Below are 26,679 nucleotides of genomic sequence, written 5' to 3' on the forward strand. Positions count from 1 at the left end.
CGTCGAGAGCGGCCACGCACGGCCGACCACGGGGGACACCATGAACACTCCTGCCTGCCAGTACCGCAAGAGCCCCAGGGGCTGGAAGACCTACGTCGTCGGGGCTGCGGTGGTCGCCGCGCTGCTCGCGTCCACGGCGTGTGAGCCGGGCACGTCCGGCGGTTCGGACGAGACCAAGCCCTCGGACCGGCCGAGCGCGACGAACTCGGCGAAGCCGGGCGAGACGGCTTCGCCGAAGCCGGGCGGCACTTCGGGCAACACCGGCGGGAACGGCGGCAGCAGCACCATCGCCGCCTGCACCGCAGACGACCTCGCGGTCTCCGCCGTGAAGGAACCGGCGGACAGCAAAGAGGCCCGGCACCTCCTCATCACAGTCCAGAACGCGGGCGCCGAGAAGTGCAACCTCTACCACTACCCTCTCGTACAGCTCGGTGCCGACGCCCAGACCACGGTCCCCGTGATCAAGGACAGCAACCCGGACCCGGGAACGCCCGTCACCCTCGCTCCGGGTAAGGAGGCCCACGCCGCTCTGCTTGTCAGCGGTGGCGCCAGGGATGAGTACGAGGCGAAGAGCATCACCCTCAGGCTCCAGGGCAGCAAGCCCGGCAGCAGGGCGAGCAAGCCGATGGACGTTCCCATGCCTGTGAACACGCTGTACGCGGACGACGGTCAGCTTGTCACCTACTGGACGACTGCCTCGGGCTTCGCCCTGGACTTCATCATGTCGAAGTGACGGACCTCGACCGGGACACGACGTGCCCCGGTGACGAAGGCGAACCGCGAAGCCGATGCCCCGGTCCGGTCGGCGTTCGGCTCCTTGAGCGAATGGGCCGCGCGGGCCGGGGCTGGGACGGTGCGGCCCACAGATGTCGAGCGGGACGGACGGGTCGGGCCCGAACTCCCTTCCGGGGGAGGGCTCGCCCCGGGCGCAGCACCTGGTCGCCCTCCCCCAACCGCACCAGGCTTCTCGACTCTCGGGTCGCCTTCTACGTACACTCGCCGGCATGGCATGCCGCATCAGTGAGCTCGTCATCGACGCCGCCGACCCCGACCGGCTCGCCGTCTTCTGGAGCGAGGTCCTCGGCTACGTAGAACTCGACCGGGACGACGACGGAAGCATCGAGATCGGGCCGCCCGACGTCGGCTTCGGCGGCCCGCAGCCCACCCTCGTCATCAGCCCCAGCAGCGAACCGCGGACCGGGAAGCTCCGACTGCACATCGACGTCAATGCCACCGACCGCGACCAGGACGCCGAGCTGGAGCGGCTGCTCGCTCTCGGCGCCAAGCCCGTCGACGTCGGCCAGACCGGCGCCGAGAACTGGCACGTCCTGGCCGACCCGGAAGGCAACGAATTCTGCCTCCTGCACGCCCGGATCCAGCCCCTCTGACCACCTGCGTCCTGCCGCCGTGCCGCTCGGCCGTTGCGAGGCCGTCGGCCTTGACGACGAGGGCCTCCGCGGCGGCTGACCGCTCGTCAGCCGCTGGTCCGAGGCCTTCGACGCCCGTCGTCATCGCTATGCCCGGGCACACGGGGCGCGTGGCAGGCTTGCGTGGTGACAAGTGAGCTGTGGCCTCGCCTCCTGACGTGGGACGAGGTCGATCCCGCCCGCCATCCCTTCGACGGCGCGGCCGCAGCGCGCGTGGTGCGCTCGCTCGGCCCGGCCCTGCGGGTACCGAACCGCCCCGACGTTCCTCTCGGCGACCCGGCGATGAGTGCCTGGAGCCGGCACGAGGGCAAGCTTTGGGCGGATGCCATGTCGTACGCGCTGATGGAGCGCTACGGCCGCTGGGTTGTGGGCTGGCGCTGGGCGCACGACGAAGGCGACTTCGACGGCGGGCCCGTCGGCAGCTGGTGCTGCCCGCGGGACTCGATCACCACCCCGGAAGAGACGCTCGACCGGGTTGTCGCGGCGCTGTGCGAGTGGCGGGCGTGGCTGGAGAGCCTCGCCGGGCGGTTCGAGGCGTACCCGCTGGATCCGCTCGGCATCGAGGGCCAGCGGATCCTGTGGGAGCGCGCCACCCGGAACCTGATCCAGCAGGTCGTCGACCGCACCGGCTGCGGCAGCGGGTGGTACGCACATTGCCGGCAGGTGCTCACCTGGTTCCTCAGCCGCTGGGGAGTCGCCCCGGACATCGCGCAGGGGCTGGTCGCCGAGGCGGTCGGCGGGCGGTTCCACAGCTGGACCAGCCCTGACATCGTGCTGATCGACGATGTCGCCGAGCGCCTCGCGCAGGCGCTGCCGCCGGGCGACCGACCGCGGTCGGTCGCCCAGCCGCCCGTCGACCACCTGGAACGGTGGCTCGCCGTGCGCGGGACCGTGGCTTGGCACGAGGCCCCCTTCCGCGGAGGGGAAGGACCGGTGACGCCGGCGCGTGACGGCGCGGCCGAGGACATCCGCGCCTTCGACGGCGCTCTTGACCCCGCCCGCGCCGAGGGTCTGCTTGCCGCGCTCGAACACGTCCGGGCCGAGGCGGTACGCGGCGCCCGGCTCGACTTCGCATTGCTCCAGGCATGGCAGCAGCACGTCCTGGACACACCGCGCCCGCCCGCGTTCCGCACCCTGCCCGCCTTCGCGAAGGGCGGCCGCGAGCGTTCCGGCATCGCCCCGGACACCCAGGCCCACCTCGACGCCTGCCTGGCCGAGAGCGCGAAGGACCACGACGCACCGCTCCCTCTGACCGCCCGCGCAGCACGCGCCTACCTCGACGTGTGTTTCTTCCACCCGTTCGACGACGGCAACGCCCGCTCCGCCTTCCTCGTCCTCCTCTTCGTCCTCGCCCGCGAAGGCGTCACGCTCGACGACGTGGGTCTGCTCCGCCGCATCACTTTCCGGGCCGGCGATCCCCAGGACGCGCTGAGGCTCACCGGCTCCATCGACCTCCACCTCGCTGAGACACGGCGCCGCACCGCCTCTCCCAGCTCGTGATCGGATCGGCACGCGGGAGGTCGTGTCCATGTGAGCCGGCGGTCCCTTCGGCGGCCTTCAGCCGAGCTGCTCGGCCAGCCCGACGATGATGCCCTCGGGGCCGCGGACGTAGCAGAGCCGATAGCTGTCCTCGTACTGGGCCAGCTCGCCGACGAGTTCGGCGCCGTGGGTGCGCAGGCGGGCGACGACGTCCTCGATGTCGTCGACGGCGAACATGATGCGACGGATACCCAGCGTGTTCGTCGGCGCGTCCTTCGGCTCGGCGCTGATCGCCTTCGGCGTGTGGAACTTCGCCAGCTCGATGCGGCCGTGGCCGTCCGGCGTCCGCAGCATGGCGATGTCCTCTCGGACGTCGTCGAGCCCGATGACGCGCTCCACCCAACCTCCCTCGATCGGCATCTTGCCCTCCAGCTCCATGCCGAGTTCGACGAAGAACGAAATGGCGGCGTCAAGGTCGTCGACAACGATGAGGACGTTGTCCATGCGCTGGATCGTCATGCCGGGTCTCCTTTGCTGTGGTACGACCACAGTGGCCGCATCCGCCCCTCGTCTTGACATCCTCTGCTACACCTTCGTCAATGACCTCTTGACGCAGCGGTGCCCGTCACGCGCCAGTCGTACCGCTACGGACGATGGCACCGCAGGTCCCCGCGCAGCGAGCGTGCCAGCTCGGAGACGTGCCGTGCCTGGTCGGCGGACAGCCGTCGCGCCTCCCACAGCAGCACGGCGGCGTCCATGGCCTCCGGGGACGGAGTGGGTGGAACCTCACGCAGGAAAACGCCTGTCAGCGCGGCCAGTTCGCCGGCGGTGATCCCCAGCAGGGCGGCGAAGTCCGTCACCAAGCGCGGGGTCAGCTCCTTGCGACCGGAGCCGATCAGGCCGTAGGTGCTCGCCGAAAGGTACGTGGGCGTCACGAAGGCAAGCGCCCTCGCCATGCCCATCCAGTTCAGGTTGCGGTACTGGAGCATGCGGATGACCCAAGCGCCCGGGCCACGGGCGAGGGGCACGAGCGGCTTCGGGGCGAAGCTGGAACGCCGTTCCTCCTGCGGCAGTGAGCGGATCAGCCGGAGAAGTTCACAGCGTCCCGCTTCGGGGAGGCGCACCGTATCCGTCACCATGCTCGCCGCCCACTTCGCGGCCGCGGCGTCCAATGGCGCCAGGTCGTCCGGGACCGCCCACCCCGCGAGGATGAACAGATCGACAGCGTGGAAACCCAGCGCAGGCGCAAGCCGTCGGAGCAACACCTCGCTGGGGCTCTTCCCCGCGAGCACCGCCCGGACCTCCTCCGCGGTCGCCCCAGCGCGGTCGGCCAATTCCTGTGCGATGAGCCCTCTGTGGTCCAGCAACCACGCCAACATCGCGCCGAACCCGGGGTGCTCCGTCATGCCCGCAGACTAGTCAGAAGAGCGAATACGGCGTCGGCTTCCACCCGGATGATGCGCTCGGTCAGCGTTTTGACCTGCGGGAAGTGCGCGGTGCGGATCCGCATCGTGGTGCCCTTGCGATCCCGGTCGGTGACCTGTCGCTGTAGCGGGGCGGCCCCGACCGGCACCTTCGTCTCACGGAGCCGCAGGTCGCACTGGGCGACCTGCTCTGGCTCGTAGATGGCCCGGTCGACCGGGTCGATGCCCACGTACTCGGGGCGGATCAGCGCGAGCCACCGCGTCCGGCCGTCGTGGAGACGTCGGCCGCTCGGCCCGAAGTTGCTGTGCAAGCCCCCCTCGGCGTCGGGGGCGACGTCCGTGCCGGTAGTCCCCGAGTCTTCGCCCGAGCATCTCGGCTGGGGTGCACGGCTGCCGGCAAGGCGTGCGGCCCCGTGAACGGGGGATGGCGGGGGTGCGCCGGTTGGATGGGAGTCACTTGTCAATCAAGGTTGACGCAGCGAAGGCGTCAACGTAAGTTGACAGCATGACCGATGCGACCGATCTCGCCGCGCGGGCGGGCGACCGCGACCCACGGGTCGGACTCCGGGCCGTCTCCGCCCTGCGGCGACTGCTCGAACAGCTGGAAGCCGTCCAGGTGCGCAGCGCGCGCAACCAGGGGTGGTCGTGGCAGGAGATCGCGACCGAACTGGGAGTCAGCCGACAGGCCGTCCACAAGAAGTACGGGAGGCAGTGATGTTCGAACGGTTCACGAAAGCCGCACGTTCGGTGGTGAAGGGGGCGGTCGAGCACGCGGAGCGTGGCGGCGCGACGGTCGTCACCCGTGAGCATCTGCTGCTGGCCCTGCTCGACCAGGAGGGCACCCGGGCGGCGGCTGCGCTGCGCGAGCTGTGCCCGCCGGAACGCCGCCCGTCCCTGGTGGCCGCCCTGGGCGACGCCCGGCGTCGGGCGGGGCTGTCCCGGGCGGACGCGGAGGCCCTGGCTGACCTCGGCATCGACGTCGGTGCGATCGTGGCGCGGGTCGAGGAGACCCACGGCGCGGGCGCGTTGGCGGGCGACCGCAAGGATTCCGGGTGGTGGTCGGGCCGTCGGTCCTTCTCGAGGGAGGCCAAGACCGTCTTGGAGAAGTCCCTCCGGGTGGCCGTGGCCCGCAAGGACCGAGAGATAGGCGACGAGCACATCCTCCTGGCGCTCACCACCAGCGGCGGGGTCGTCGCGGAGGCCCTGGCCGACCACGGCGTGACGTACGCCTCCGTCGACACCGCGGTCTCCAGCCCGACGGCCCCCTGACGCTAGGTTCCGGCCAGGGGAGCACTGCCGCCGTACCGGCCCTCCACACGCTCCAGCTCGGTGCGGCGCCGCCTGGCGCCATCTCGCCTCGCTGATTGTTGCGGCCGCACCACAGCGGCGTCTGGTACGACGTCAAGACCTGTGAGTATGCCGCCAATTCGCGTACCTCCCCGGAGAGCCGGCGACGCGGCTCTGAGAGACTGTCCCCGTGGCACACGAAGCACCTGATGACACAGCGGTCGTGACCATGGCCGTCCTCTTTGATCCCGAGCCGGGCACATGGGGCATGCGCGGCGACCCCTATGTGTGGTGGGCCGTGCGCGACCGCCTGTCCAGTACGGCCGTCCCGCCGTCGGTCGATGAAGTCACCGCCCTGCTGCGGGCGTCGTTCGGCGAAGTCGTGGGTCTCGACCTCGACGAGGCCGAGTCTTCGGCCGTCTACCGCGAGCAGTACGCACACGGTGGCATGTCCAGCGGCATGGTCCACCTCGACACATGGCGCGAGCGGCTGATGCCCCTGCTCGTGGAGCGTGCCAGGGCCCTGGTGAAGGGCTGACCGCGGCGGCGCCACCTTCAACCGTCGTGCCGGCCGCGACGGGACGGCCTATGGCGTGAACGCAGGGCGGACAGGGAGTGCGTACGGTCACAGGGTGAGAAGTACCGTGGTGGCGCGTCGCTCGTCCATGGCCTTGTAGCCCTCCGGAGCCTGGTCCAAGAGCAGGGTGAGGTCGAAGACCTTGCCGGGGTCGATCTCGCGGCCCCAGATGAGCTGGATCAGGTCGGGCAGGAACCGGCGCAAGGGGGCGGGGCCGCCCTCATGTGGATGCCGGCGAGGAACAGATCCATGCCGGGGATGGCCACGTCGTGGTTGGCGCCGACGCAGCCCAGGTGCCCGCCCGGACGGGTGGCGCCGATCGCCTGCATCGTCGACTCCTGGGTTCCCACGGCCTCGATCACCGAGTGGGCCCCGAGGCCGTCCGTGAGTTCCTTGATCTTCGCCACGCCCGCGTCACCGCGCTCCTCGACGATGTCGGTCGCGCCGTAGAACCGGGCCGGCTCCTGGCGCTCGGGATGGCGGGACATCGCGATGATCCGCTCCGCGCCCAGCTGCTTGGCGGCCAGGACGGCCATCAGGCCGACCGCGCCGTCGCCGACGACCGCGACCGTCTCGCCGGGGCCCGCCTGGGCTGCGACGGCCCCGTACCAGCCGGTGCCGAGCACGTCGGAGGCGGCCAGCAGCGACGGGATCAGCTCCGGGCCCGGCTGCCCCGGCGTGGCCACCAGGGTGCCGTCCGCGTGCGGGATGCGGGCCTTCTCCGCCTGGGTGCCGACCGTCTGCGCCACGAATTCCCTGTGCACGCAACCGGACTGGTAGCCCGCGCGGCAGATCTCGCAGGTGTTGTTTGAGATGACGAGCGACCCGCCGGGTCCCAGGGCTGCGGCGCGAGGAAGTCGCGGTCCTCGCGGGTGTGAGCATCGAGTGGTACACGCGGCGGGAGAAGGGCCACATCAGCGGCGTATCCGAAGATGTCCTCGGCGTGGTCGCCCGCGCGCTGCGCCTCGACGACGACGAACGCACCTACCTCTTCGACCTGGCCAGGGCCGCGCAGCCGCCCGGCCGCACACCTCGCCGCCGTAAGGCCGTCGACGTCCCGCCCGCGCGTCCAGTGGCTGCTCGACTCCATGACGCTGTCCGCGGCCTTCGTCACCAACGGCCGCCTGGACATCGTGGCCACCAACGCACTCGCCCGCGCTCTCTTCGCGCCCATGTACGACAGTCGGACCGTGGACGAACGCGGCCGTCCCGACCTCGCCCGGTACTACTTCCTCGACCCGGGCGCGCATCACTTCGCCGCCGACTGGGACAGCGCCGTGAGCGCCGCCGCCCTGCTCCGCGCCGAAGCCGGGCGCTATCCGGACGACAAGGCACTACGCCAGCTCATCGGAGAGCTGTCCACCGTGAGCACCGAGTTCCGAGCCCGATGGGCCGCCCACGACGTCCGCATCCACCACGGCGGCGTCAAGCGCTTTCATCACCCCGACGTCGGCCCCTTGGAACTCACCTATCAGCCGCTGGACCTTCCCCTCTCCTCCCATGAGGCCCACTCCCTGACCATCCACACCCATGACTCGTCCCGGTGACGCCGGGGCCGCCGGCGTAGGCCGTCAGACGCTGGGCGCGGACGGGCTGTGGCTTTCTATCTCCAACCTGCGTTGTTCCTAGAATGGGCAGATGAAGGACATCGACGCGATCGCGGTGTTGCAGGATCCGGTGCGCCGCCGCCTGTACGAGTACGTGGCGGCCCAGGGCCGCGAGGTCGGCCGTAATGAGGCCGCCGAGGCGGCCGGGGTGGCGCGTACGCTCGCCGCGCACCATCTGGACAGGCTGACCGAGGCCGGACTGTTGGAGAGCGGCAGCCGTCGCCTCACCGGCCGCTCGGGGCCGGGGGCGGGCCGTCCCGCCAAGGTGTACACGCGGGCGCGGGCCGAGCGGTCGGTGTCACTGCCCGCCCGCGACTACCGCACCGCCGCCGAGCTGCTCGCCGAGGCCGCCGAGCAGGCCGGGCTCGACGCCGGGCTCTGCGCGGCCGCGCGCCGCCGGGGTGAGGCCCTACGTGGTTCGGCGACGCCCTGTGGGGACCTTGAAGAGGCCGTGGAGATGCTGGCCGCCCGCGGCTACGAACCGCACCTGGAAGACGTCGAGGGCGTCGACGAGGGGGCGACCGGGGCGGCCGCGCACGTCGTCCGGATGCGCAACTGCCCCTTCCACGCCGTCGCCGAACGCTTCCCGCCGCTCGTCTGCGGCATGAATCTCGCGCTGCTGGAGGGGTTGCTGGGCACGGACGGCCCCGTCCGCGCTCGCATGGACGCCCGGCCGGGGGAGTGCTGCGTGGTGGTCGAGACTTCTAAAAACAATGTCGATTGACATAGAAATGCGGGCCGTGCTGGGATGAGGCCATGACCGCATCCGCATCCGCATCCGCGCCTGCCGCCCACCTCGCCCAGCTCAACGTCGCCACGCTCCGGCATCCCTTCGACGACCCGCGCGTGGCGCCGTTCGTCGAGATGCTCGATCCGGTCAACGCCGCCGCCGACGGCGCACCCGGCTTCGTGTGGCGGCTCGTGGAGGAGGGGGCGGCCGACGCCACAGGCCTGCGCCCGGCGGGTGAGGACGTCATCGTCAACCTGTCGGTGTGGGAGACCCAGGAGGCCCTGTGGGACTTCGCCTACCGCAGCGGGCACCTGGAGGTGATGCGGCGGCGGCGCGAGTGGTTCGAACGGCACGTCGAGGCGCACCTGGTGCTCTGGTGGGTCCCCGCCGGGCACCTCCCGTCCGTCGGCGAGGCCCTGGAGCGCCTGGCGGACCTGCGGGCGCAGGGGCCGTCCCCGCGCGCGTTCACCTTCGCCTCCTCCTTCACCGCCGCCGAGGCCACCCAGCACCTTCAGGCCGCCCCGCCAGCGGTCTGAAGCAGGGACGTTTGGCGGAGGGTCGGCCGCCGGCCGGTCGCGGTGGTCGAGAAGACCCGTTGTCAGAACGCGAGCATGCGATTGACTGGGGCTCGGCAATGCTCGAAGGACGCGGGACTCATGGGGGCCACGCAGTGAAAAGCACCGACACGCCACGGATACCGGACGCGGTGTGGCTGGAGGAACGGCTGGGCGAAGGCTCGCTCTGGCGACCGGACGAGGCCGGTCTGCCTGCTGAGTTGACCGATGCCCGGTCGAGGGAGTTCCTGCTCACGGTCGGCTTTCCCGCCGTCCACCTCGACGTCGTGGGGATCGACACGAGGCACGTACGGGACGAGGACGGGCTGGAACCGTTCGATGCCGACGAGATCTACGGGAATCGCTATCCCGACGACGACTCCCCGCCCAAGAACTTCTGCTTCACCGTCGCCGTCTGGGGCGACCAGCACCTGATGCTCGACGCGGCGGACGGAGGCATCACCCACTACGACCCCAACGGGTGGGACCACGGCGACGGTTGGAAGGGACTGGCCGCCGATTCCCTCCCCCTGCTCGCCGTGCTCCTCGGGCTGATCGCCGAGGCGAGCGACGCCCTGGAATCGGACGACGACGCCGTACGCGCGGCCGCCGTCGCCGACCTGCGTGAGCGCATGATCGGCCAGGACGTGTACGTGAGCGAATCCGCGTTCTGGGACGAGATCTTCGAGTGCCTGGAATGAGAACGGTCCGGTGAGAACCGACGTCGCCGGGACGCCTCGCTGCCGATCGTCGACGAACCCCGGATCGAGTGCGCCGAGCCGGACCTGGTCGTGATCGGCCCGCAGTACGAGCTGGTCATGCGCGGCGGGCCCCCGTACCGCGCAACAGATGGCCCGCGGGCGATCTGGGTGCGGTACGCAGGGCGTTGGCGCGTTGGGTCGTACCGCGGACGCCGCGGACGCCGCGGACGCCGCGGATGTCGGCTGTGAATGTCCGTCGGCGTTCGGCGAGTTGGCGGACGAGGTCCCGCTGCCACCGGCGTCAGCGCCCCCCGGCGAAGTGATCAGGTGTCCGTACCGCGGAGTGAGTGGCGTCGGACGAGCCGGGCGACGTCGCGTGCGGTGATGATGCCCACCAGGAGCCCGCCTTCGGTGACGAGGATCTGTACGCCGCTCCTGCTCGGCCGGGCCTTTTCGAGGACCTCCTCCAAGAGGTCGTCCGGCGCGCAGGTGGTGCACTGCGACAGTGGCGTCGCCATGTCACGTACACGCAGCTCCTTGCGCTGCGCGGCGGGGATCCTCGCGAACCGCGACAGGTCGACCAGGCCGCTGGGGCGGCCCCCGAAGTCGATCAGGGCCAGGGTGGAATGGCGGGCCCGCATCGCCACGTCGTCGACGCAGCGTTCCACGGTGAGCCAGTCGGGGCAGGTCTCCACGGGGCTCGACATGGCGTCGGCCGCTCGCACCCCGTGCAGGGCCACGGCCATGCCGGCCTGCCGTCGCTCCGCGTTGGCGACGATCAGGACGAAGAACCCGATGACCATCAGCCACAGACCGCCCAAGGCGCCGCGCAGGGTGTAGACCCAGCCGCCGGCGATCATCAGGAATCCGAGTACCTGCCCACTGCGGGCGGCCGCCCGTTCGGCCCGCTCCCGGTTCCCGGTGCGCCACCAGATCACCGACTGCACCACACGCCCTCCGTCGAGCGGCGCGGCGGGCAGCAGATTGAACACACCCAGCAAGAAGTTCACCCACGCCAGCCACACCAGCACCGCGGCCGGTATCGCCCAGCCGAACAGCGCGTTCAGCCCGATGCCCGCACCGAGCGCCGCTCCGCCGACGACAAGACTGGTGAGCGGCCCGCCGACGGCCACCAGGAAGGCCGCTCCCGCCGTACGCGGCTTGCCCATCTGGGTCATCCCGCCCAGCGCCCAGAGCGTGACGTCCTCGACAGGGATGTCCTTCCTCCGGGCGATGATCGCGTGCGCCGCCTCATGAGCCAGCAGGCTCCCGATGAGCAGCAGGGCCCCCACCAGGCCGGCGACCGTGTACGTGGCGTTCGACTGGTCCGGAACCCAGGCGGGGAGCGTCTGGCTGCCCAGGCTGTACCCGAAGAGGACCACGAGCAGGGGCACGGTCCAGTGGATGCGCAGCGGCACGCCGAGAACTCGTCCGATCCGTACCGAGCCGTTCATCTCCGTCTCCCAGGGCTGGAGCGGTCGGTCCTCCGCCCGAGCCGAGGCCGTCCGCCTACTCAAAGTGTTGCTCGGCGCGCCCGGGCCCGGGGCACGGATCGGGCACATGATGGAGACATGGCCGACGACACACAGGGGGACAGGCGGGGGGACACGCAGAGGGAGAGCGGTCACCGGACGGTCCCGCACACGGCCGACGTGCGGATCGAGGCGTGGGGGGCGAGTCGGGAGCAGTGTCTGGCGGAGGCCGTGCTCGGGATGGTGGGGTGCTTCGCCGACGTCTCCGGCGTGCGGCCGACCGCGGTGCGGCAGGTGGAGCTGGCCGAGGCCGACGACGACGATCTGCTGATCGCGTCTCTGGACGAGGTCATCTACCGGCTGGAGGTACACGGCGAGGTGCCGGTGGACGTGGAGGCGGAGACGACGGACGGGGGACTCGACGTACGGCTGGCGGTGACCGACGTGGCGGCGGTACGGATCATCGGCGCCACGCCCAAGGCCGTGTCGTGGAGCGATCTGCACCTCGGCCCGGGTCCGTACGGCTGGTCCTGCGCGGTGACGGTCGACGTGTGACGGGGTCGTACCCGCACGTCCACTGACGGGCCGACCCCGCACCCCTACTGACCGACCCCGCACCTCCACTGACGGGCCGACCCCCGCACCTCTACCCCTTCACCACGCCCAGTGGGACCAGCCGGGCCACCTTGCGGCACAGCCCCGCGCCCTCGCTCGCCTCCACCACGGCGGAGACGTCCTTGTACGCCTCCGGGGCCTCCTCGGCCAGGCCCTGCAACGACGCACCGCGTACCGCGATCCCCTGCGCCTCCAGGCGCGACCGCAGCTCCCGGCCGCGCACCGCGCGGACGGCCGCGTGCCGGCTCAGGACCCGGCCGGCCCCGTGGCAGGTGGAGGAGAACGCGTCGCCGTCGGGGACGCCCGTCAGGACGTACGAGGCGGTGCCCATGGTGCCGGGAATGAGCACCGGCTGCCCGGAACCGCGCAGGTCGTCCGGCAGATCGGAGTGGCCGGGCGGCAGCGCCCTGGTGGCGCCCTTGCGGTGGACGCACAAGGTGCGCGGCTTCCCCCGTACGAGATGCGTCTCGATCTTGGCCAGGTTGTGCGACACGTCGTAGACCAGCGAAAGACGGGCCCCCAGCTCACGGCGGAAGACACGGCGCGCCGCCTCGGAAAGAAGCTGACGGTTGGCGCGCCCGTAATTGGCCGCGGCGCCCATCGCGCCGAGATACGCGCGCCCTTCCGGCGAGTCGACCGGGGCGCAGGCGAGCTGCTTGTCGGGAACTGTTATGCCGTGCCGCGGCATGGCCAGGTTCATCGCCCGGACATGGTCCGTGCAGACCTGGTGCCCCAGTCCGCGCGAGCCGCAGTGGATCATCACGCAGATCTGGCCGAGGGCGAGTCCGAAGGCGGCGGCGACCGGCTCGTCGTAGACCTCGGCGACCTGCTGCACCTCCAGGAAATGGTTGCCCCCGCCCAGGCTGCCGACCTGCCCGAGACCCCGCTCCATCGCCCGCTCGCTCACCTGCGTCACGTCCGCCTCGGGTACCGCCCCGTTGTCCTCGCAGCGGCTCAGGTCGCGCGGCTCTCCATGGCCCTTCTCGACCGCGTACCGGGATCCCCCCTCCAGTACCCGCTCGAGCTGAGCGGTGCTGCCCAGCTGCCAGACCGCGCCGCGTCCGGCGCCGCGCGGGGTGTCCCAGCCCAGTCCGTCCATCACCGCGGACAGCACCGGCGCGAGATCCTGCCGGTCGCAGTCGGCGGCCAGCAGCCGTACACCGCAGGAGATGTCGAACCCGACACCGCCGGGTGAGACCACCCCACCCTCCTCGACGTCGGTCGCGGCCACCCCGCCGATGGGGAAGCCGTAGCCCCAGTGCACGTCCGGCATCGCGTACGAGGCCGTCACGATGCCCGGCAGCGTCGCCACGTTGGCGACCTGCTCCAACGACTTCTCGGCGTCCCGCAGCAGTCCGCGTGAGGCGAAGACGATCCCCGGCACCCGCATGTCGCGCTGCTGATCGATGCGCCAGCGGTACGGGCGCTCCTCCACGAGCTCCATGGCAGCCTCCAGGGTCCTTGCTTCCAGGGTCCGCCGTTTCCCCGGTCCCCGCCGCCGAAGCGCGAGGCGGACCGCGGCGAAGGGCACGGCTCCTGCTCGCCGCAGGAAATCCGCCCGATCACGACCGGCCCGCTGCGCGTCGACTGGCCGGAAGCGCGGCCCTCCGTCACACTCGTTCATCTGCCCTGAGCAGCACACCTCGGGCTTCTTCAATGCTGGTCGGGAGGTAGATCGTGCTCATCAGCCACACCATCGAGAGCGACGTGCTCCGTGTGAAACTCCTCCGCGACCTCGATGTCACCACCCGTGCCGCGGCGGCGCTGGAGATCGAGGCCCTCGTCTCCGCCCATCGCCCGAGCCGCGTGCTGGTCGAACTCGCCACCCCGACTCCCTCGCCGGCGTCCCTGAGCGCGCTCGCCCGGGCGCGCCGGATGTGCCAGAGCCTGGGCATCCCGCTGTCCGCGACAGGCCCCGGAGCTCCCAGCTGGACGCTTCACGAGTCCCCTGGCGTGGAGGCGGAGCGACTGGAGACGGGGGCGCGGCGGGGTCGATGACCTGCCGTGGCCGTGGGCGTAGGCGTGGGCGTGGGCGTGCCCCGAGGCTGCTCGGTGGATATGGGGGTCATACGACGCGGAGCACCCCGGCCCCGTTGATCCGGCCGGCGGCCAGGTCGTCGAGAGCCCGGTCCGCGTGGTCGAAGTCGTACACCGTCAGGGTGGCCCGCAGCGGGTGCCGGGCGGCGGTCGCGAGGAGTGCGCGTCCGTCCTGGCGGGTGTTGGCGGTGACGCTGCGGAGTGTTCGCTCGCGGAAGAGGTGCCGCTGGTAGTTCAGCGGCGGGATGTCGGAGAGGTGGATTCCGGCGATGGTGAGTGTCCCGCCGCTGTCCAGCGCCTCCAGGGCCACCGGGACGAGGGCGCCTGCCGGGGCGAAGACGATCGCCGCGTCCAGCGGATCCGGCGGTGGCGCGTCGGGCGGGTTCGCGGAGGTGGCTCCGAGCTCGAGCGCGAGGTCGCGGGCCGCGGGGGACCGGGTGAAGACGTGGACGACCGCGCCTTGGGCGAGGGCGACCTGCGCGGTGAGGTGGGCGGACGCGCCGAACCCGTAGATCCCCAGACGGCCGCCCTCGGGAAGGTGCGTACGGCGCAGGGCGCGGAAGCCGATGATGCCGGCGCAGAGCAGCGGGGCGAGTTCCTCGTCGCTGTATCCGGACGGCAGCTCATAGGCGTACGCCGCGGGCACCGTCGCGTACTGCGCGTAGCCCCCGTCCGCGTCCCAGCCGGTGTAGACGCTGGACGGGCACAGGTTCTCCCTGCCGCCGGCGCAGTACCGGCAGACCCCGCACGTCCTGCGCAGCCACGGGATTCCCACCCGGGTGCCGACCGCCGGTCCGGTGACCGCCTCTCCGGTCGCCACGGCGGTGCCGACCGCCTCGTGCCCCGGGACCACCTGCTTCCGGTGCGGCGGCAGGTCTCCGTCCCGTACGTGCAGATCGGTCCGGCACACCCCGCACGTGTGCACTTCGACGAGTAGCTCGTCCGCCGCCGGCACCGGTACGGGCAGCTCGACGCACGTGAGTCCGCCCGGGTCGGCGGCCGTGGCCGTCCACCCACGCATCGTCGAGGGAACCGCGGCATCCACGTCCGGCGACTGCCCGGTCCCCACCGTCCGGACACCCCGCGGCCGGCCGGTACGGCCTGAGGCACGTAGCAGGGGGTGGGGGTCGGGGTGGGGGTGCGGGTCAGTCGGAGTCGCGGGCGATGTCCAGTGCGAGCGCCTGCAGGATGGCGTCGGTCGGCGTCTCGGGTTCTGTCCGGTCGTACACGTCCGCGACCGTCTCGAAGGCCAGCACGAAGCCGTCGATCAGGGCGCTCAGCGGTTCGGAGAGCTGGTTCAGGACGGCCTGACCGATCTCCGCCGGATCCCCGGTGTCGGGGACGAGGAACTGCGTCGGGATGACCTCGTCGAGCAGGTCGGAGACGTAGTCCGCCCCGACGCCACCGCGCAGGGCCGTGAGCGCGGCGATGGCCTTGAGCTGGATCTCGTTCTCGGTCATGCGCCGAGCGTAGAAGCAACGACGGAGCGAACCCGGGGAAGCGCCGCGGGGAGCGCGGCGAGCCGTGACCTCACCGGTCACGCATGGTCAGATGGTGGCATATGCCATGTTCAGCGACCTATGCTCCCGGAGAGCGCGGCCCGAGGGGCTGCCCGTGACGAACCGTGGTGCCCCATGAGTCAGCATGTACACGTCCGCGTCCGTCGAGGCATCGCGGTGTCGGAGAACGGCGAACTGATCGAGGAGTACGACTGCCGGTGCGGCGCTTCCTGGACCAGGACGTACGAGGGCGGGGGCCCGGATCCGAGCTGACGGCAGACGGGACCGACAGAGACGAGCGGAGCGCTAAAACCTAGACGCGCTAAGTTTTTGGCCTTACGGTGAAGCGGAAGGGTGGTGTCCGCATCGCCTGTCCCGCATGCGGCGGGAGCACACCGTGAGGAGCTGGCGATGTCCGATGTGTCCATGCCGTCCGCGTCCCCGTCCCCGTCCCTGCCCTCGGCGTCCTCGTCGTCGTCCGTCGAGGTCCGAACGGAGACGACTCACCCCTCGCCGCGTCTGGGCCGTGTCGGGCCCGTGATGTTCCTGGCGCACTTCGGCTGGCTGCTGCCCGCCGCCGCGGGCGCGACGCTGATCCAGGCTCTGCTCACGCGGATCGACGCGGAGGCGAAGCTCGCCCTGTACGCCACGCTGAGCACCGTGGGCGCGGTCGGGGCCACGCTCGCCAACGTCGCGTTCGGTGTGCTCTCGGACCGGACCCGGTCGCGTTACGGCCGGCGCAACCCCTGGATCGTGGGCGGCGGGCTCGCCGCGGCCGCTTCGCTCAGTGCCATGTCCCTCGTGCGGGACTTCGCCACGCTGGTGGCGCTGTGGATGGTCTTCCAGATCGCGTTGAACGCGTTCCTGGGGCCGCTCATCGCGATCCTCCCCGACCGGGTGAGCGCCGCGGATCTGGGCAAGGCGTCCTCGTGTGTCGGCGCGGGCCAGCTCGTGGCGCAGAGTGTCGCGGGCATCGTCGCGGGGCTGTTCCTCGCCGTGCCGGCCGAGGGGCTGCGCTGGATACCGTGGCTCTTGGCGGCGGGAGCCCTGCTGGTGTTCTTCCTACTCCCGGACCGCTCCAACAGGCACGAGCCCAGGGAACCGCTCGCGCTCGCCGCGCTCCTCAGGAACCTCCTCCCGCCGCGCGACGCCGACTTCGCGTGGGCGCTGGTCGGGCGCTTCCTCGGAATGCTGAGCCTGTTCCTCGTCCTCATGTACCAGCTCTACACACTCACCGACTACCTGGGGCTCGGCACGTCCGACGCGGCGAAGGCCATCGCCACCGGCGGCGTCGTGATGGCCGTGGCGTCCGGCGCGGCGATCGCCCTTGCCGGTCCCCTCTCCGACCGGCTCGGCAGGCGGAAGGTCTTCGTCGCCGCGTCCTCGCTGCTGATGGGCGCCGCCGCGCTTCCCCTGGCGCTGACTCCTTCGCTGTGGGCCTTCCACGCCTTTCTTGCGGTCGGCGGCTTCGGCTTCGGCGCGTATCTCGCGGTCGACCAGGCCCTGATCGCCGAGGTGCTGCCCAGTCAGGCCCATGCCGCGAAGGACATGGGCATCCTCAACATCGCCAACACCGCACCCCAGATCGTGGCGCCGGTCATCGCCGTGGTCATCGTGCCCGGCCTCGGCTTCCGTGGGCTGTTCCTGCTCGCGACCGGCTGCGCCGTGGCCGGCGCCCTGTGCGTGAAGCCGATCCGCCGTGTGCGATGACGTCGGCGCACGCCCACCTCGGCGCACGCCCACCTCGGCGCACGCCCACCTCGGCGCACGCCCACCTCGGTGCGCATTGACCTCCGCCGACCCGAAAGGACCCCTGTGATGCTGCCGACCGCAGCCGACGGCCTGCCTCTGCCCGACGACTTCCTGTTCGGCGCCTCGACGTCGGCCCATCAGACCGAGGGCGGCAACACCAACAGTGACTGGTGGCACCTGGAGCACGCCGGAGGCCCGGTGAAGGAGCCAAGCGGCGACGCCGCCGACAGCTACCACCGGTGGCGCGAGGACATGGACCTGCTGGCCGAACTCGGCTTCACCGACTACCGGTTCAGCATCGAGTGGGCCCGCATCGAAAGCGCTCCAGGCCACTTCTCCCAGGCCGCGCTCGCCCACTACCGGCGCATGGTCGGTCGACCGGTTCGCCCGGTACGTGGCGGCCACCGAGCGGGTCATCGGCAGCGGCGTACGGCATGCCTGCACCATCAACGAGCCGAACGTGGTCGCCGCGTTCGACGCCGTGATCCACCTGGGCGCCGCCCAGGCGCAGGGGGAGGGGGAGGGGGAGGAGGGGCAGGCCGCGCCGGCGGCCGGGATGCCGCTGCCCGACGGAAAGGTGACCGCGGCCCTCATCGAGTCCCACGGCCGGGCCGTCGCCGCCGTCAAGGCGATGTCCCCGGACATCCAGGTCGGCTGGTCCGTGGCCAACCAGGTCTTCCAGGCCACGCCCGGCGCCGAGGACATCGCCGCCGCCTACCGGTATCCCCGCGAGGACGTGTTCATCGAGGCGGCGTGCCAGGACGACTGGATCGGCGTCCAGGCGTACACCCGGACCCGGGTGGGACCCGACGGGCCGCTTCCGGTGCCCGACGCCGCCGAACGCACGCTCACCGGTTGGGAGTACTACCCATACGCCCTCGGGCACGCGCTGCGGCACACCGCGCAGGTCGTCGGCGACGTGCCGCTGATCGTCACGGAGAACGGCATCGCCACCGGCGACGCCAGCCGCCGCATCGCGTACACGGCCACCGCCCTCAGGGACCTGGCGGCGGCCCTCGACGACGGCCTGGACATCCGTGGGTACCTGCACTGGAGTGCCCTGGACAACTACGAATGGGGGTCGTACGCGCCCACCTTCGGGCTGATCGCCGTCGCCCCACGTACCTTCGCCCGCGCACCCAAGCCGTCCGCCGCCTGGCTGGGCGAGATCGCCCGTTCCCGCCTGCTGCCCAGGGGCGCCTGAAGCCCATCGTCCGCCCGAACCCGCCGGAGGGCGTGTGTCAGCCGTTCCTGAACGATGCGTCCAGATCCCTCAGTGCCCTGCACAGCAGTGCGGCGTCGACCAGACGGGACGACAAGGGGCCAGGAGCGCTGAGCCAGGTCGCGGAGGCCGTGCCGTAGCGGTCGTCCGGCACGAGGAGCCAGGTCTCTGCGGACAGCATGCGGCTGCCGGGGGCGTCGCAGTGGTGTGCGGTGCCGACAGGGACCTGGACGATGAGCTGACGCCGTATGTAGTCGGCAAGGACCGGATAGCCGGCTTCCCTCGGCAGACTCAGCCGGTCGAGTGCGGCCAGACCCCGCTCCAGAGGAGTGATGACGACGGCGTCCCAGGTCTCGCCGCAGGCCACGAGCCGCGGAGGGTGGCTGCATACCGCCCAACCGTCGCGACGCTCGGCGTCCGGCTCCAGCAGATCGGCCCAGAGCACGGAGGTGCGTCGCGGGTTCGGGAGGAGGGGAGCGGGCATGGTTGGGCTCCTTACCTGCGGGGCGTGTGGGGGTGGGGGAAACGTCCCGGATACCACCGTAAAGCCTAAAATCTAGTCCGTCTAGGTTTTGGGTGGGCGGTGCCACGGAGTAGGGTTCTCCGGTGAGCACCCGCAGCCCTCGTGGCCCCTACGCGAAGACCGCAGCCAAGCGGAAGCTGATCCTCGAAGCGGCCCTCGCCGCCTACGCCGAGGCGGGCACCCGGGGCGTGTCGGTCAAGGACATCGCTGCCCGCGTCGGCATGACCGACGCGGGCGTGCTCCACCACTTCGGCAGCCGTGAGGCGCTGCTCACCGCTGTACTCGAAGCGCGTGACGCCGCTGCCGCGGAGGTCCACGGCGAGGCCGGCACCCTGTGGCGGACGGACCTGCTGGCGGAGAACGTCGCGACCCCCGGCCTGGTCAAGCTGTTCGTCGACCTTGCCGCGGCCGCCGCCGAGCCGGAGCACCCGGCGCACGACTTCTTCCAGGAGCGCTACCGCACGATCCGGACCGCCCTGGCCGCCATCCTCTCCCAGGGCCGGCCCGCGACCGAGGCCGCGGTCCCGGCGACCGAGCGGCCGGACCCCGCCTGGGCGGCCCGCATGCTCCTCGCCGCGACCGACGGGCTTCAGCTGCAGTGGCTCCTCGACCCGTCCATCGACATGGCCGGTGACCTCGCCCGGCTGCGCGACACGCTGATCGACGCGCTCGAACGCACCGACTCCGCCGACTCCACCGACTCCGCCGACTCCACCGACTCCACGGACTCCGCCGACTCCACGGGCCGTACCGACGGCCCGGACCGGACGTAGCACCGACGACCGTCCCCGCCTGCGCCCCCGCCCGACGTCACGCTCCGGCGGCCCTGAGCACGCCGAGCAGCCGAGCCACCTCACGGCCTATCGCGGCGCGTCCGGCACCGAGGTACCGCCTGGTGTCCACCAGGGCCGGGTCCTCGGCGAGCGTCGTGGTTGAGATGCGTGGCTATGTTGATCTTGGTCATGCCGTGGTCGACGACGCGGGATGGATTTCGTCCGCCACGCCCGACGAGCCGTGCAGCACAAGCGGTACGGGGACGGTCGCGCGCAACGCGCCGATCAGGGCGAAGTCGAGCGCCGCGGCGACGAAGGCGGCGGCCTCGTCCGGGTCGGTCCGCGCGCCCGGGGCGTGGACGCCGTCCTCGCCACCGACCTCGCCCGAGCTCCGCCTCCACCCACACCCCTGCCGCGTGGCAGTGGGCGACGATCGCCGCCGTGGCGCGGACGTTGTCCTCGTACTCCAGGGCGAGGCGTCGAACATGACCGGGGAGAAGCCGAGTTCGAGGCCTGAAGGACGAGGTCGGCGGAGGCCGCGTGGTCGAGGTGGACGGCGACGGGTATCGGCGCGGCCTTGGCGATGGCCAGGGCGGCGACGCCGAGAGGGGCGAGGGCACCGTGATAGCGCACGGCGTTCTCGCCGATCTGCAGGACGACGGGTGAACCGGCTTCTCCGGCACCGGCGATGACGGCCTCGGCGTGTTCGAGGCCCGTCTCGCGCAGCGTCAACACGTGCGTGGACCTCGGCGTCGGTGTCATCACCTGGACGTGCGGTGTCGACAAGGCCGAGCAGCACTGGACCCTGAGGGACCTGGGCAACGGTTACGCCGAGCTCGACAACGCCGTCACCGGCGAGTGCGCCGAGGTCCCCAACGCTTCCACGGCGAACAACGCCCAGCTCAGGCAGGCGATCTGCACCGGCGCCGCCAACCAGCGGTTCCAGCGAACCTCCCTGTGACCGCCGACATCCCACTCCCCGCAGAAGCCGAGCTCCGGAGTGGAAGGAATGGCGGCCAGACAGGCCGTCAGCAGGTTGCGCAGAGCCTCGGGGAAGCCGCTGAGGTCTGGCGGCCGGTGTTCCGTATCGGCGATGATGGCGGCGATGGACGGGCGAAGGCGTGCTCGGGGGACATGTACTGCGGAGTGCCGATGAAGCTGCCGATCTTGGCGAGCAGTGTGTAGCCCGAGACTTCGCGCGGGTCGTCGGGGGATCCAGGCTCAGGCGGGGAGACGCGCGCTGATGGCGAGCAAGGTGGTCCCGGACAGGGGGCGCGTCGTGACCGTCGGGTGGAATCCGGCTCGCCGTAGGTGGTCGCGGACCGTGTCCCGGAGTGGCTCGACGGGGCCGCCCGGCGGGGGGTCGTATGCGATGAGGAGCCGGCCCTCCGGTCGGAGCAGTGTGGCGATGATGGACAGTTCGCGGGTGGCCGGTCCGGTCCAGGGCGAGCAGCCGGCCGTCGCCTCGTACGAGCCGTTCGCAGATCAGTGCCGCGGCGACCCCGCGACCGCAACCGATCTCCAGCACGTGGTCGTCCGGGCGCACACCCAGGATCTCGACCGCGGCCGACAGCCGCTCGGGCACACGCACCCCTCCGGTATACCGGGGGTCGTTCCGCGCGGCCATCGGTCGCCGCCGGACAGGCGGATCCCGACGATGCCCGACGACGTCCCGGTCGGCCGACGCGCGGCCGACCGGGACATCGGGCTCAGGCGAGGTCGAACCGGTCGAGGTTCATCACCTTGTCCCACGCCGCCACGAAGTCACGCACGAACTTCTCTCCCGCGTCCTGGGACGCGTAGACCTCCGAGACGGCCCGGAGCTGGGAGTGCGACCCGAAGACGAGATCGACGGCGGTGGCCGTCCACTTGACCTCTCCCGTCGCGCGGTCCCGGCCTTCGAAGACGTTCTCGGCCGAGGTCGACGCCTTCCACTCCGTACCCATGTCCAGGAGGTTGACGAAGAAGTCGTTCGTCAGCGTCTCCGGCCGGCCGGTGAAGACACCGTGCGGGGACCGCCGGAAGCCGGTGCCCAGGGCCCGCATGCCGCCGATCAGGACCGTCATCTCGGGAGCGGTGAGGGTCAACAGGCTCGCGCGGTCCAGCAGGAGCGTCTCCGGCGACAACTTCTCTCCCGCCCGGAGGTAGTTCCGGAACCCGTCCGCCCTGGGTTCGAGGACGCCGAACGACTCCACGTCCGTCTGCTCCTGCGAGGCGTCCGTACGCCCCGGTGCGAACGGGACCGTGATGTCGTACCCGGCGTTCTTCGCGGCCTTCTCGACGGCCGCGCACCCGCCCAGGACGATCAGGTCGGCGAGCGAGACCAACGTTTCGCCGGTCTGTGAGCGGTTGAAGTCCTGCTGGATCCGCTCGAGGGACCGCACCACCTCGGCCACCTCGGGCAGGTCGTTGACCTCCCAGTCCTTCTGCGGCGCGAGTCGGATCCGTGCCCCGTTGGCGCCGCCACGCTTGTCGGTGCCGCGGAAGCTCGCCGCCGACGCCCAAGCGGTGGTGACCAGCTGGGGGACGGACAGTCCCGAGGCGAGGATCCTGCTCTTGAGGTCGGCGACGTCCTTGTCCGCGACCAGCTCGTGATCGACCGCGGGGACGGGGTCCTGCCACAGCTGCGGCTCGGGAATCCACGGGCCGAGGTACCGCGTGAGGGGCCCCATGTCGCGGTGCAACAGCTTGTACCAGGCCTTGGCGAAGGCGTCCGCGAGCATGTCCGGGTTCTCGTGGAACCTCTTCGCGATCGGCGCGTAGATCGGATCCAGCTTCAGCGAGAGGTCCGTCGTCAGCATCATGGGAGCGTGCCGCTTCGACGGATCATGGGCGTCGGGCACCGTGCCCTGGGCCGAGGGATCCTTGGGAGTCCACTGCTTCGCGCCGGCCGGGCTCGTCGTCAGCTCCCAGTCGTACGTGAAGAGGTTGTCCAGGTACCCGTTGTCCCACGTCGTCGGCGCGGTGGTCCACGCGCCCTCGAGCCCACTGGTGAGCGCGTCGGCGCCCATGCCGGTGCCGTACGTGTTCTTCCAGCCGATGCCCTGCTGCTCGATGGGGCAGCCCTCGGGTTCCGGACCGATGTACTGGGGATCGACCGCACCATGGCATTTGCCGAACGTGTGCCCGCCGACGATGAGCGCGACCGTCTCCTCGTCATTCATCGCCATGCGCCCGAACGTCTCGCGAATGTCCTTGGCGGCGGCGATCGGATCCGGGTTGCCGTTCGGCCCCTCCGGATTGACGTAGATCAGTCCCATCTGCACGGCGCCGAAAGGACCGGTGAGTTCCCGGTCGCCGCTGTAGCGCTCATCTCCGAGCCAGGTGTCCTCGGGCCCCCAGAAGATTTCCTCGGGTTCCCAGATGTCCTCTCGTCCGAAGCCGAATCCGAACGTCTTGAACCCCATCGATTCCATGGCGCAGTTGCCGGCGAAGACCAGAAGGTCGGCCCAGGAGATTTTCCGGCCGTACTTCTGCTTGACCGGCCAGAGCAAACGGCGCGCCTTGTCGAGGCTCGCGTTGTCCGGCCAGCTGTTGAGGGGGGCGAAGCGCTGAGCGCCGGAGCCGCCACCGCCCCGGCCGTCGGCGATGCGATACGTTCCCGCGGCATGCCAGCTCATCCGGATGAAGAGCGGCCCGTAGTGTCCGTAGTCGGCGGGCCACCAGTCCTGCGACGCCGTCATCACCTCGAAGACGTCCTGCTTCAGCGCGTCGACGTCCAGGGTCGCGAATTCTTCCGCGTAGTCGAAGTCCTCACCCATCGGATTGGATTGGGGCGCGTGCTGGTGGAGGACCTGAAGGTCCAGCTGATTAGGCCACCAGTCCCGGTTCGTCCTGGGGGGAGTCGCCGTGGGGGCCGGGGAGGGGATCGCCGGGTTCTCGCTTTCGCTGCCGTTCACGTCCGCCCTTCTTTCCGTCTCGGTGTTTCCGTGTGCTGGCTGCTGCATGGTCGCGCACCGAAGAGCGCGTCGCTACGAGACACACGCAGAGCACCCCACGTAAGGAAAGGCGGGCATTTTCCGATCATCATTTCGGCGGCCGAAGCGGGTGAGGCCCCGGAGGGAAATCCTCCAGGGCCTCACCTTTCAGGTGTGTCCGGTCATGGCCGGATCGCTGTCGCGATCAGCCGATGGACCAGCCGAATCCGCCGCCCGCGGCCGGAAGGCCGTTCTGGCCCGGCTGATGCGTGGTGACCGTGCCGGTCGTGCCGGTGCGGCCGCCGGTGGCGTTGCTCCACGGCAGGGCGTACGCGGCGCCGTACGGAGCGGTGTTGGGCACACCGATGTACAGCCTGCCGGCCGTGGCGCCGAGGTGGGTGCCCACGGCGTGGCCGGCCGTCGGCGTGCCGCCGAGGCCGGAGGCGTTACCGGCCTCGATCCAGAAGTCGTTGTCGCCCGGGGCCCCGAACGGGTAGAAGGTCTGGACCGCTCCCGCGTCCGTGGTGGTGCCGACGTCCTCACCCGCGATGCCGACCGCGAGGACGAGGCTGCTCGCCGTGCCGGGCGCGCGCGGCGCCAGGTCGGCGAGGGCGACCTTCTGGCCGAACTTGTCGCCGGCCTCGGCCGAGCCCTGCACGTTCTCGACCTCGGCGTGGAAGTTGGCGGCCTGGGTGACCGTACCGGTCCCGGTGACGCGGAAGCTCTGGACGGCTCCGGCCTGGGTCACGGTACTGGTGCCGACGGTCAGGGCCTCGCCGGGGGAGCCGACCGCGAAGACGGTGTCGGTCGCGGCAGCCGTGGCGGAAGGACGGTACGTGACGGCCGCCACGGACGCGCCGAACTGGTCGCCCGCCTCGGACGCGCCGGACACGAAGTCGTCGTCCTGGCTGATGCCCTGGACCGGGGCGGGGATGCCGTCGACGCTCAGGTCGTGCTTGAGGATCTGAACGCCACCCGCGTTGGCCAGGGTGCCGATCGCCTCACCCGGCGAGCCGATGACGACATGGTTCGCCGAGGCCGCGAGGGAGGAGCCGAACTTGTCGCCGGCCTCGGCGGTACCGCTCATGCCCGGCTTGTCCTGGTGGACGGCGACGTTGATGCTGCCGCGCAGGTAGTGGGCGCTGCCCGCGTCGGCGACGGTGCCCAGGTCCTCGCCGGACACGCCGATCACGAGGTACGGCTCACCCGCGCGGGTGTGACCGGCGGCGACGGCGTTGCCGAAGCGGTCGCCCGCCTCCGGGGCCGAGGACAGGATCGAGCCCGCGCCCGTGCCCTGCACGAGGTCGAGGGCCGCCTTGCCGGTGGACAGGCCGTTCGCGGCGCCGTAGAAGATCTGCGCGGAACCGGCGTCCGTGGTGGTGCCGACGTCCTCGGCCGGGACACCCACGACGAGGTCGGTGCAGCCGTCCTTGTCATGGTCGAAGGTGGCCAGGTTCTCGCCGAACCAGTCGCCCGGCTCGGCACCGCCGGAGACGGCGGCGAGGTCCTGGTTGATCTCGGCGGTGCCCTTGCCGCCGCCGTGGATCACCCGTACGACACCGGCGTTGGCGTCGCCGCCCACCGTCGCTTTCGGGTCGCCGAAGACGGTGTCCTCGACGCCGTCGCAGTTGAAGTCCGTGATACGCGGCGACAGATCGAGCTGGATGCGCGGAGTGCTGCCGCCCGTGTAGGTGACGGTCTTCCCGCCGGTCTTCAGGATCGTCTCGAGCTGCGCGATGGTCGCACGGGGGTACGCCTGCCGGAGAACCGCGAGGGCGCCCGCCACGTGGGGAGCGGCCATGGACGTGCCGTTCTTCGAGCCGAAGCCGCCGCGGGGAATCGAGGAGACGATGTCGCTGCCGGGTGCGAACACGTCAAGCAGCGGACCACGGTTGGTGAAGGAGGACAGCGTGTCGTCGTCCACGGTGCTGCCCACCGTGATGGCAGAGGACACGCAGCCGGGGGAGCTCACCGCGTCGGTCCACCCGCTGTTGCCGGCGGAGACCACCGTGGCGACCCCGGCGGCGAGCAGGCTGTCGACGGCCACCTTGCGGGCGTCCTGGTCGCAGGCCGTCGTGTGCTGGCCGCCGCCCAGGCTCATGTTGGCCGCTACGACCGGCGTCCCGGACTGCCGGAGCTGCAGCACATGGTCCAGGGCCGCGAGCGTGGCGCTGGTGAAGGTCAGCACACACGGCGCTGTCCTGGGCGAGCAGCGCTCCGCGGAGTCGACCTTGCTGAACACCTGAATGGCGATGATGGAGGCGCCGGGGGCGACACCGGCCTTGGGAGCTCCGGTCACGCCCTGCCCGTTGCCCGCGGCGATACCCGCCACGTGGGTTCCGTGGTCACAGACGGTGCCCATCGTCGCGCAGGGCCCGGCTTCCGTGTCCGCCGAGCCCGGCCCCTCCTGCTGCTCGGTGCCGTTGGGGCACAGGCTGGTGGCGGGGTAGTCGGGGACGACGGTGGAGAAGCACGCCTCGGCGATCACCCGGTTGCCCAGGAAGGGGTGCTTGACGGCGACGCCGGTGTCCAGGATGGCCACCGCGGTGCCCGCACCGGTGTTTCCCGCGGCGCGGGTCTTGTCCGCGCCGATCACGGGAAGGCTCGAATCCAGCGTCGGGGGGACGGCCACGTCTTCGGTGACGCTGACCACGCCCGGCTGTGCGGCCAGCTTCTCGAGACCCGCCTCGTCCACGTTCAGGGTGGTCACGGGCAGTGCGGCCAAGGTCTGCAGCGCCTTGCCGGCACGGGCCGCGGCGGGCAGGTCCGCGCGGCTCCTGGTGACGACGTTGACCCTGACGGTGCCGCCGTCGGCGACCTCGTCGTGGAGGGCGGGGTCGATGGGGTCGGCTGCCGTGGGGGTGGTGGTTCCGGCGTTCACCGGCGCGGCGTTGGCCGGTATGGCGCCGAGGGTCACGGTCATCATCGCGGTGACGACCGTGGCCCATATAGGCCTTCTCATTTCACTCCATAGGGAAGCGGGCAGTGGGGGATGCCCGCGGGAACATGCGTGAAGAAGGCGTCACGGTATCGAACACCCTGGCGAGAGTGATGAGTTGCCCCCGCCGGTGCCCGTATTACGG

Annotated in this window: 26 protein-coding genes and 4 pseudogenes; 18 read left to right on the top strand and 12 right to left on the bottom strand. The window is 71.1% G+C overall.

Translation table 11 applies throughout. From position 1 onward, the window contains the following. The first annotated feature begins 40 nt into the window (after positions 1-40). The 3 genes from FDM97_RS15410 to FDM97_RS15420 all read left to right on the top strand — a co-directional run bounded on the left by FDM97_RS15410 (position 41) and on the right by FDM97_RS15420 (position 2,927). Complete coding sequence (locus FDM97_RS15410; protein ID WP_254705605.1) at positions 41-733, top strand: DUF4232 domain-containing protein; 693 nt, start codon at positions 41-43, stop codon at positions 731-733. Between the two features lie 271 nt (positions 734-1,004). Then, positions 1,005-1,388: a VOC family protein gene (locus tag FDM97_RS15415; RefSeq protein WP_137990980.1), complete on the top strand. Its 384-nt coding sequence runs from the start codon at positions 1,005-1,007 to the stop codon at positions 1,386-1,388. A gap of 165 nt (positions 1,389-1,553) precedes the next feature. After that, positions 1,554-2,927 (top strand): Fic family protein, encoded by a 1,374-nt coding sequence (locus tag FDM97_RS15420; RefSeq protein ID WP_137990981.1) that lies wholly within the window; start codon positions 1,554-1,556, stop codon positions 2,925-2,927. A 57-nt stretch (positions 2,928-2,984) separates the two neighbouring features. Here the strand turns inward: FDM97_RS15420 and FDM97_RS15425 are convergent, their stop codons facing one another. The 3 genes from FDM97_RS15425 to FDM97_RS36835 form a co-directional block, all read right to left on the bottom strand. Continuing rightward, on the bottom strand, positions 2,985-3,425 hold the full coding sequence (locus tag FDM97_RS15425; protein WP_137990982.1) for a VOC family protein: 441 nt from the start codon (positions 3,423-3,425) through the stop codon (positions 2,985-2,987). Between the two features lie 125 nt (positions 3,426-3,550). Then, positions 3,551-4,312, bottom strand: coding sequence for a hypothetical protein (locus FDM97_RS15430; protein WP_254705606.1), 762 nt, complete (start codon positions 4,310-4,312; stop codon positions 3,551-3,553). After that, on the bottom strand, positions 4,309-4,641 hold the full coding sequence (locus FDM97_RS36835; protein WP_284440318.1) for a hypothetical protein: 333 nt from the start codon (positions 4,639-4,641) through the stop codon (positions 4,309-4,311). Before FDM97_RS36835 ends, FDM97_RS15430 begins: the two co-directional genes overlap by 4 nt. A gap of 194 nt (positions 4,642-4,835) precedes the next feature. Here FDM97_RS36835 and FDM97_RS15440 point away from each other — a divergent pair, with 194 nt between their 5' ends. From FDM97_RS15440 to FDM97_RS15450, 3 genes are all read left to right on the top strand, one after another. Beyond that, positions 4,836-5,045: a helix-turn-helix domain-containing protein gene (locus FDM97_RS15440; protein ID WP_030315760.1), complete on the top strand. Its 210-nt coding sequence runs from the start codon at positions 4,836-4,838 to the stop codon at positions 5,043-5,045. Next, complete coding sequence (locus FDM97_RS15445) at positions 5,045-5,599, top strand: Clp protease N-terminal domain-containing protein (RefSeq protein WP_137990983.1); 555 nt, start codon at positions 5,045-5,047, stop codon at positions 5,597-5,599. Before FDM97_RS15440 ends, FDM97_RS15445 begins: the two co-directional genes overlap by 1 nt. Positions 5,600-5,807: 208 nt before the next feature. After that, a complete protein-coding gene (locus FDM97_RS15450; RefSeq protein WP_137990984.1) occupies positions 5,808-6,155 on the top strand; it encodes a hypothetical protein in 348 nt (115 codons plus the stop codon). A gap of 87 nt (positions 6,156-6,242) precedes the next feature. Here the strand turns inward: FDM97_RS15450 and FDM97_RS15455 are convergent. After that, positions 6,243-7,021, bottom strand: a pseudogene (locus FDM97_RS15455) (zinc-binding dehydrogenase); the annotation flags it as partial. 47 nt (positions 7,022-7,068) lie between these two features. Between FDM97_RS15455 and FDM97_RS36400 the strand changes: the two are divergent. The 5 genes and pseudogenes from FDM97_RS36400 to FDM97_RS15475 all read left to right on the top strand — a co-directional run. Further along, positions 7,069-7,122, top strand: a pseudogene (locus FDM97_RS36400) (hypothetical protein); the annotation flags it as partial. Between the two features lie 160 nt (positions 7,123-7,282). After that, the gene (locus tag FDM97_RS15460; protein WP_254705607.1) at positions 7,283-7,741 is read left to right on the top strand and encodes an MmyB family transcriptional regulator; all 459 of its coding nucleotides are present in this window, start codon (positions 7,283-7,285) and stop codon (positions 7,739-7,741) included. A gap of 91 nt (positions 7,742-7,832) precedes the next feature. After that, positions 7,833-8,525: a helix-turn-helix transcriptional regulator gene (locus FDM97_RS15465; RefSeq protein WP_137990985.1), complete on the top strand. Its 693-nt coding sequence runs from the start codon at positions 7,833-7,835 to the stop codon at positions 8,523-8,525. Positions 8,526-8,557: 32 nt separating this feature from the next. Next, a complete protein-coding gene (locus FDM97_RS15470; RefSeq protein ID WP_137990986.1) occupies positions 8,558-9,067 on the top strand; it encodes a DUF3291 domain-containing protein in 510 nt (169 codons plus the stop codon). Between the two features lie 134 nt (positions 9,068-9,201). Next, positions 9,202-9,786, top strand: a complete 585-nt coding sequence (locus tag FDM97_RS15475; protein ID WP_137990987.1) for a hypothetical protein — start codon at positions 9,202-9,204, stop codon at positions 9,784-9,786. 323 nt (positions 9,787-10,109) lie between these two features. Here FDM97_RS15475 and FDM97_RS15480 read toward each other — a convergent pair whose 3' ends face one another. Next, positions 10,110-11,240, bottom strand: coding sequence for a site-2 protease family protein (locus tag FDM97_RS15480; RefSeq protein ID WP_137990988.1), 1,131 nt, complete (start codon positions 11,238-11,240; stop codon positions 10,110-10,112). A 117-nt stretch (positions 11,241-11,357) separates the two neighbouring features. Here FDM97_RS15480 and FDM97_RS15485 point away from each other — a divergent pair, with 117 nt between their 5' ends. Next, complete coding sequence (locus FDM97_RS15485; protein WP_137990989.1) at positions 11,358-11,813, top strand: archease; 456 nt, start codon at positions 11,358-11,360, stop codon at positions 11,811-11,813. Positions 11,814-11,904: 91 nt separating this feature from the next. Here FDM97_RS15485 and FDM97_RS15490 read toward each other — a convergent pair whose 3' ends face one another. Then, entirely contained in the window at positions 11,905-13,317 is a 1,413-nt protein-coding gene (locus FDM97_RS15490) for an RtcB family protein (protein WP_137990990.1), read from the bottom strand. 233 nt (positions 13,318-13,550) lie between these two features. Between FDM97_RS15490 and FDM97_RS15495 the strand changes: the two genes are divergently transcribed. Then, positions 13,551-13,871 (top strand): hypothetical protein, encoded by a 321-nt coding sequence (locus FDM97_RS15495; protein WP_254705608.1) that lies wholly within the window; start codon positions 13,551-13,553, stop codon positions 13,869-13,871. A 67-nt stretch (positions 13,872-13,938) separates the two neighbouring features. Here the strand turns inward: FDM97_RS15495 and FDM97_RS15500 are convergent, their stop codons facing one another. Beyond that, positions 13,939-14,931 (bottom strand): zinc-binding alcohol dehydrogenase family protein, encoded by a 993-nt coding sequence (locus FDM97_RS15500; protein WP_175439130.1) that lies wholly within the window; start codon positions 14,929-14,931, stop codon positions 13,939-13,941. 124 nt (positions 14,932-15,055) lie between these two features. Beyond that, entirely contained in the window at positions 15,056-15,370 is a 315-nt protein-coding gene (locus FDM97_RS15505) for a hypothetical protein (RefSeq protein WP_137990991.1), read from the bottom strand. 174 nt (positions 15,371-15,544) lie between these two features. Here FDM97_RS15505 and FDM97_RS35805 point away from each other — a divergent pair, with 174 nt between their 5' ends. From FDM97_RS35805 to FDM97_RS15515, 3 genes and pseudogenes are all read left to right on the top strand, one after another. Then, the gene (locus tag FDM97_RS35805; RefSeq protein ID WP_175439131.1) at positions 15,545-15,682 is read left to right on the top strand and encodes a hypothetical protein; all 138 of its coding nucleotides are present in this window, start codon (positions 15,545-15,547) and stop codon (positions 15,680-15,682) included. A 138-nt stretch (positions 15,683-15,820) separates the two neighbouring features. Then, entirely contained in the window at positions 15,821-17,119 is a 1,299-nt protein-coding gene (locus FDM97_RS15510; protein WP_217510235.1) for an MFS transporter, read from the top strand. A 108-nt stretch (positions 17,120-17,227) separates the two neighbouring features. Then, positions 17,228-18,365, top strand: a pseudogene (locus FDM97_RS15515) (family 1 glycosylhydrolase). Between the two features lie 37 nt (positions 18,366-18,402). Here the strand turns inward: FDM97_RS15515 and FDM97_RS15520 are convergent. Beyond that, positions 18,403-18,867, bottom strand: coding sequence for a hypothetical protein (locus FDM97_RS15520; protein WP_137990992.1), 465 nt, complete (start codon positions 18,865-18,867; stop codon positions 18,403-18,405). A 122-nt stretch (positions 18,868-18,989) separates the two neighbouring features. On the opposite strand from FDM97_RS15520, the gene FDM97_RS15525 reads away from it, so the two are divergent. Next, complete coding sequence (locus FDM97_RS15525) at positions 18,990-19,679, top strand: TetR/AcrR family transcriptional regulator (protein WP_137990993.1); 690 nt, start codon at positions 18,990-18,992, stop codon at positions 19,677-19,679. A 37-nt stretch (positions 19,680-19,716) separates the two neighbouring features. Here the strand turns inward: FDM97_RS15525 and FDM97_RS15530 are convergent. Next, positions 19,717-20,441, bottom strand: a pseudogene (locus FDM97_RS15530) (class II fructose-bisphosphate aldolase). Here FDM97_RS15530 and FDM97_RS15535 point away from each other — a divergent pair. Beyond that, positions 20,419-20,640, top strand: a complete 222-nt coding sequence (locus FDM97_RS15535) for an RICIN domain-containing protein (RefSeq protein ID WP_175439132.1) — start codon at positions 20,419-20,421, stop codon at positions 20,638-20,640. The pseudogene FDM97_RS15530 and the gene FDM97_RS15535 sit on opposite strands and share 23 nt — an antisense overlap. 748 nt (positions 20,641-21,388) lie before the next feature. Here the strand turns inward: FDM97_RS15535 and katG are convergent. Further along, positions 21,389-23,578 (bottom strand): catalase/peroxidase HPI, encoded by a 2,190-nt coding sequence (katG, locus tag FDM97_RS15540; protein WP_137990995.1) that lies wholly within the window; start codon positions 23,576-23,578, stop codon positions 21,389-21,391. A gap of 223 nt (positions 23,579-23,801) precedes the next feature. Further along, on the bottom strand, positions 23,802-26,558 hold the full coding sequence (locus tag FDM97_RS36405; protein WP_254705609.1) for a S8 family peptidase: 2,757 nt from the start codon (positions 26,556-26,558) through the stop codon (positions 23,802-23,804). Positions 26,559-26,679: the final 121 nt, after the last annotated feature.

It is taken from the genome of Streptomyces vilmorinianum, from assembly GCF_005517195.1.
Classification (GTDB): domain Bacteria; phylum Actinomycetota; class Actinomycetes; order Streptomycetales; family Streptomycetaceae; genus Streptomyces; species Streptomyces vilmorinianum.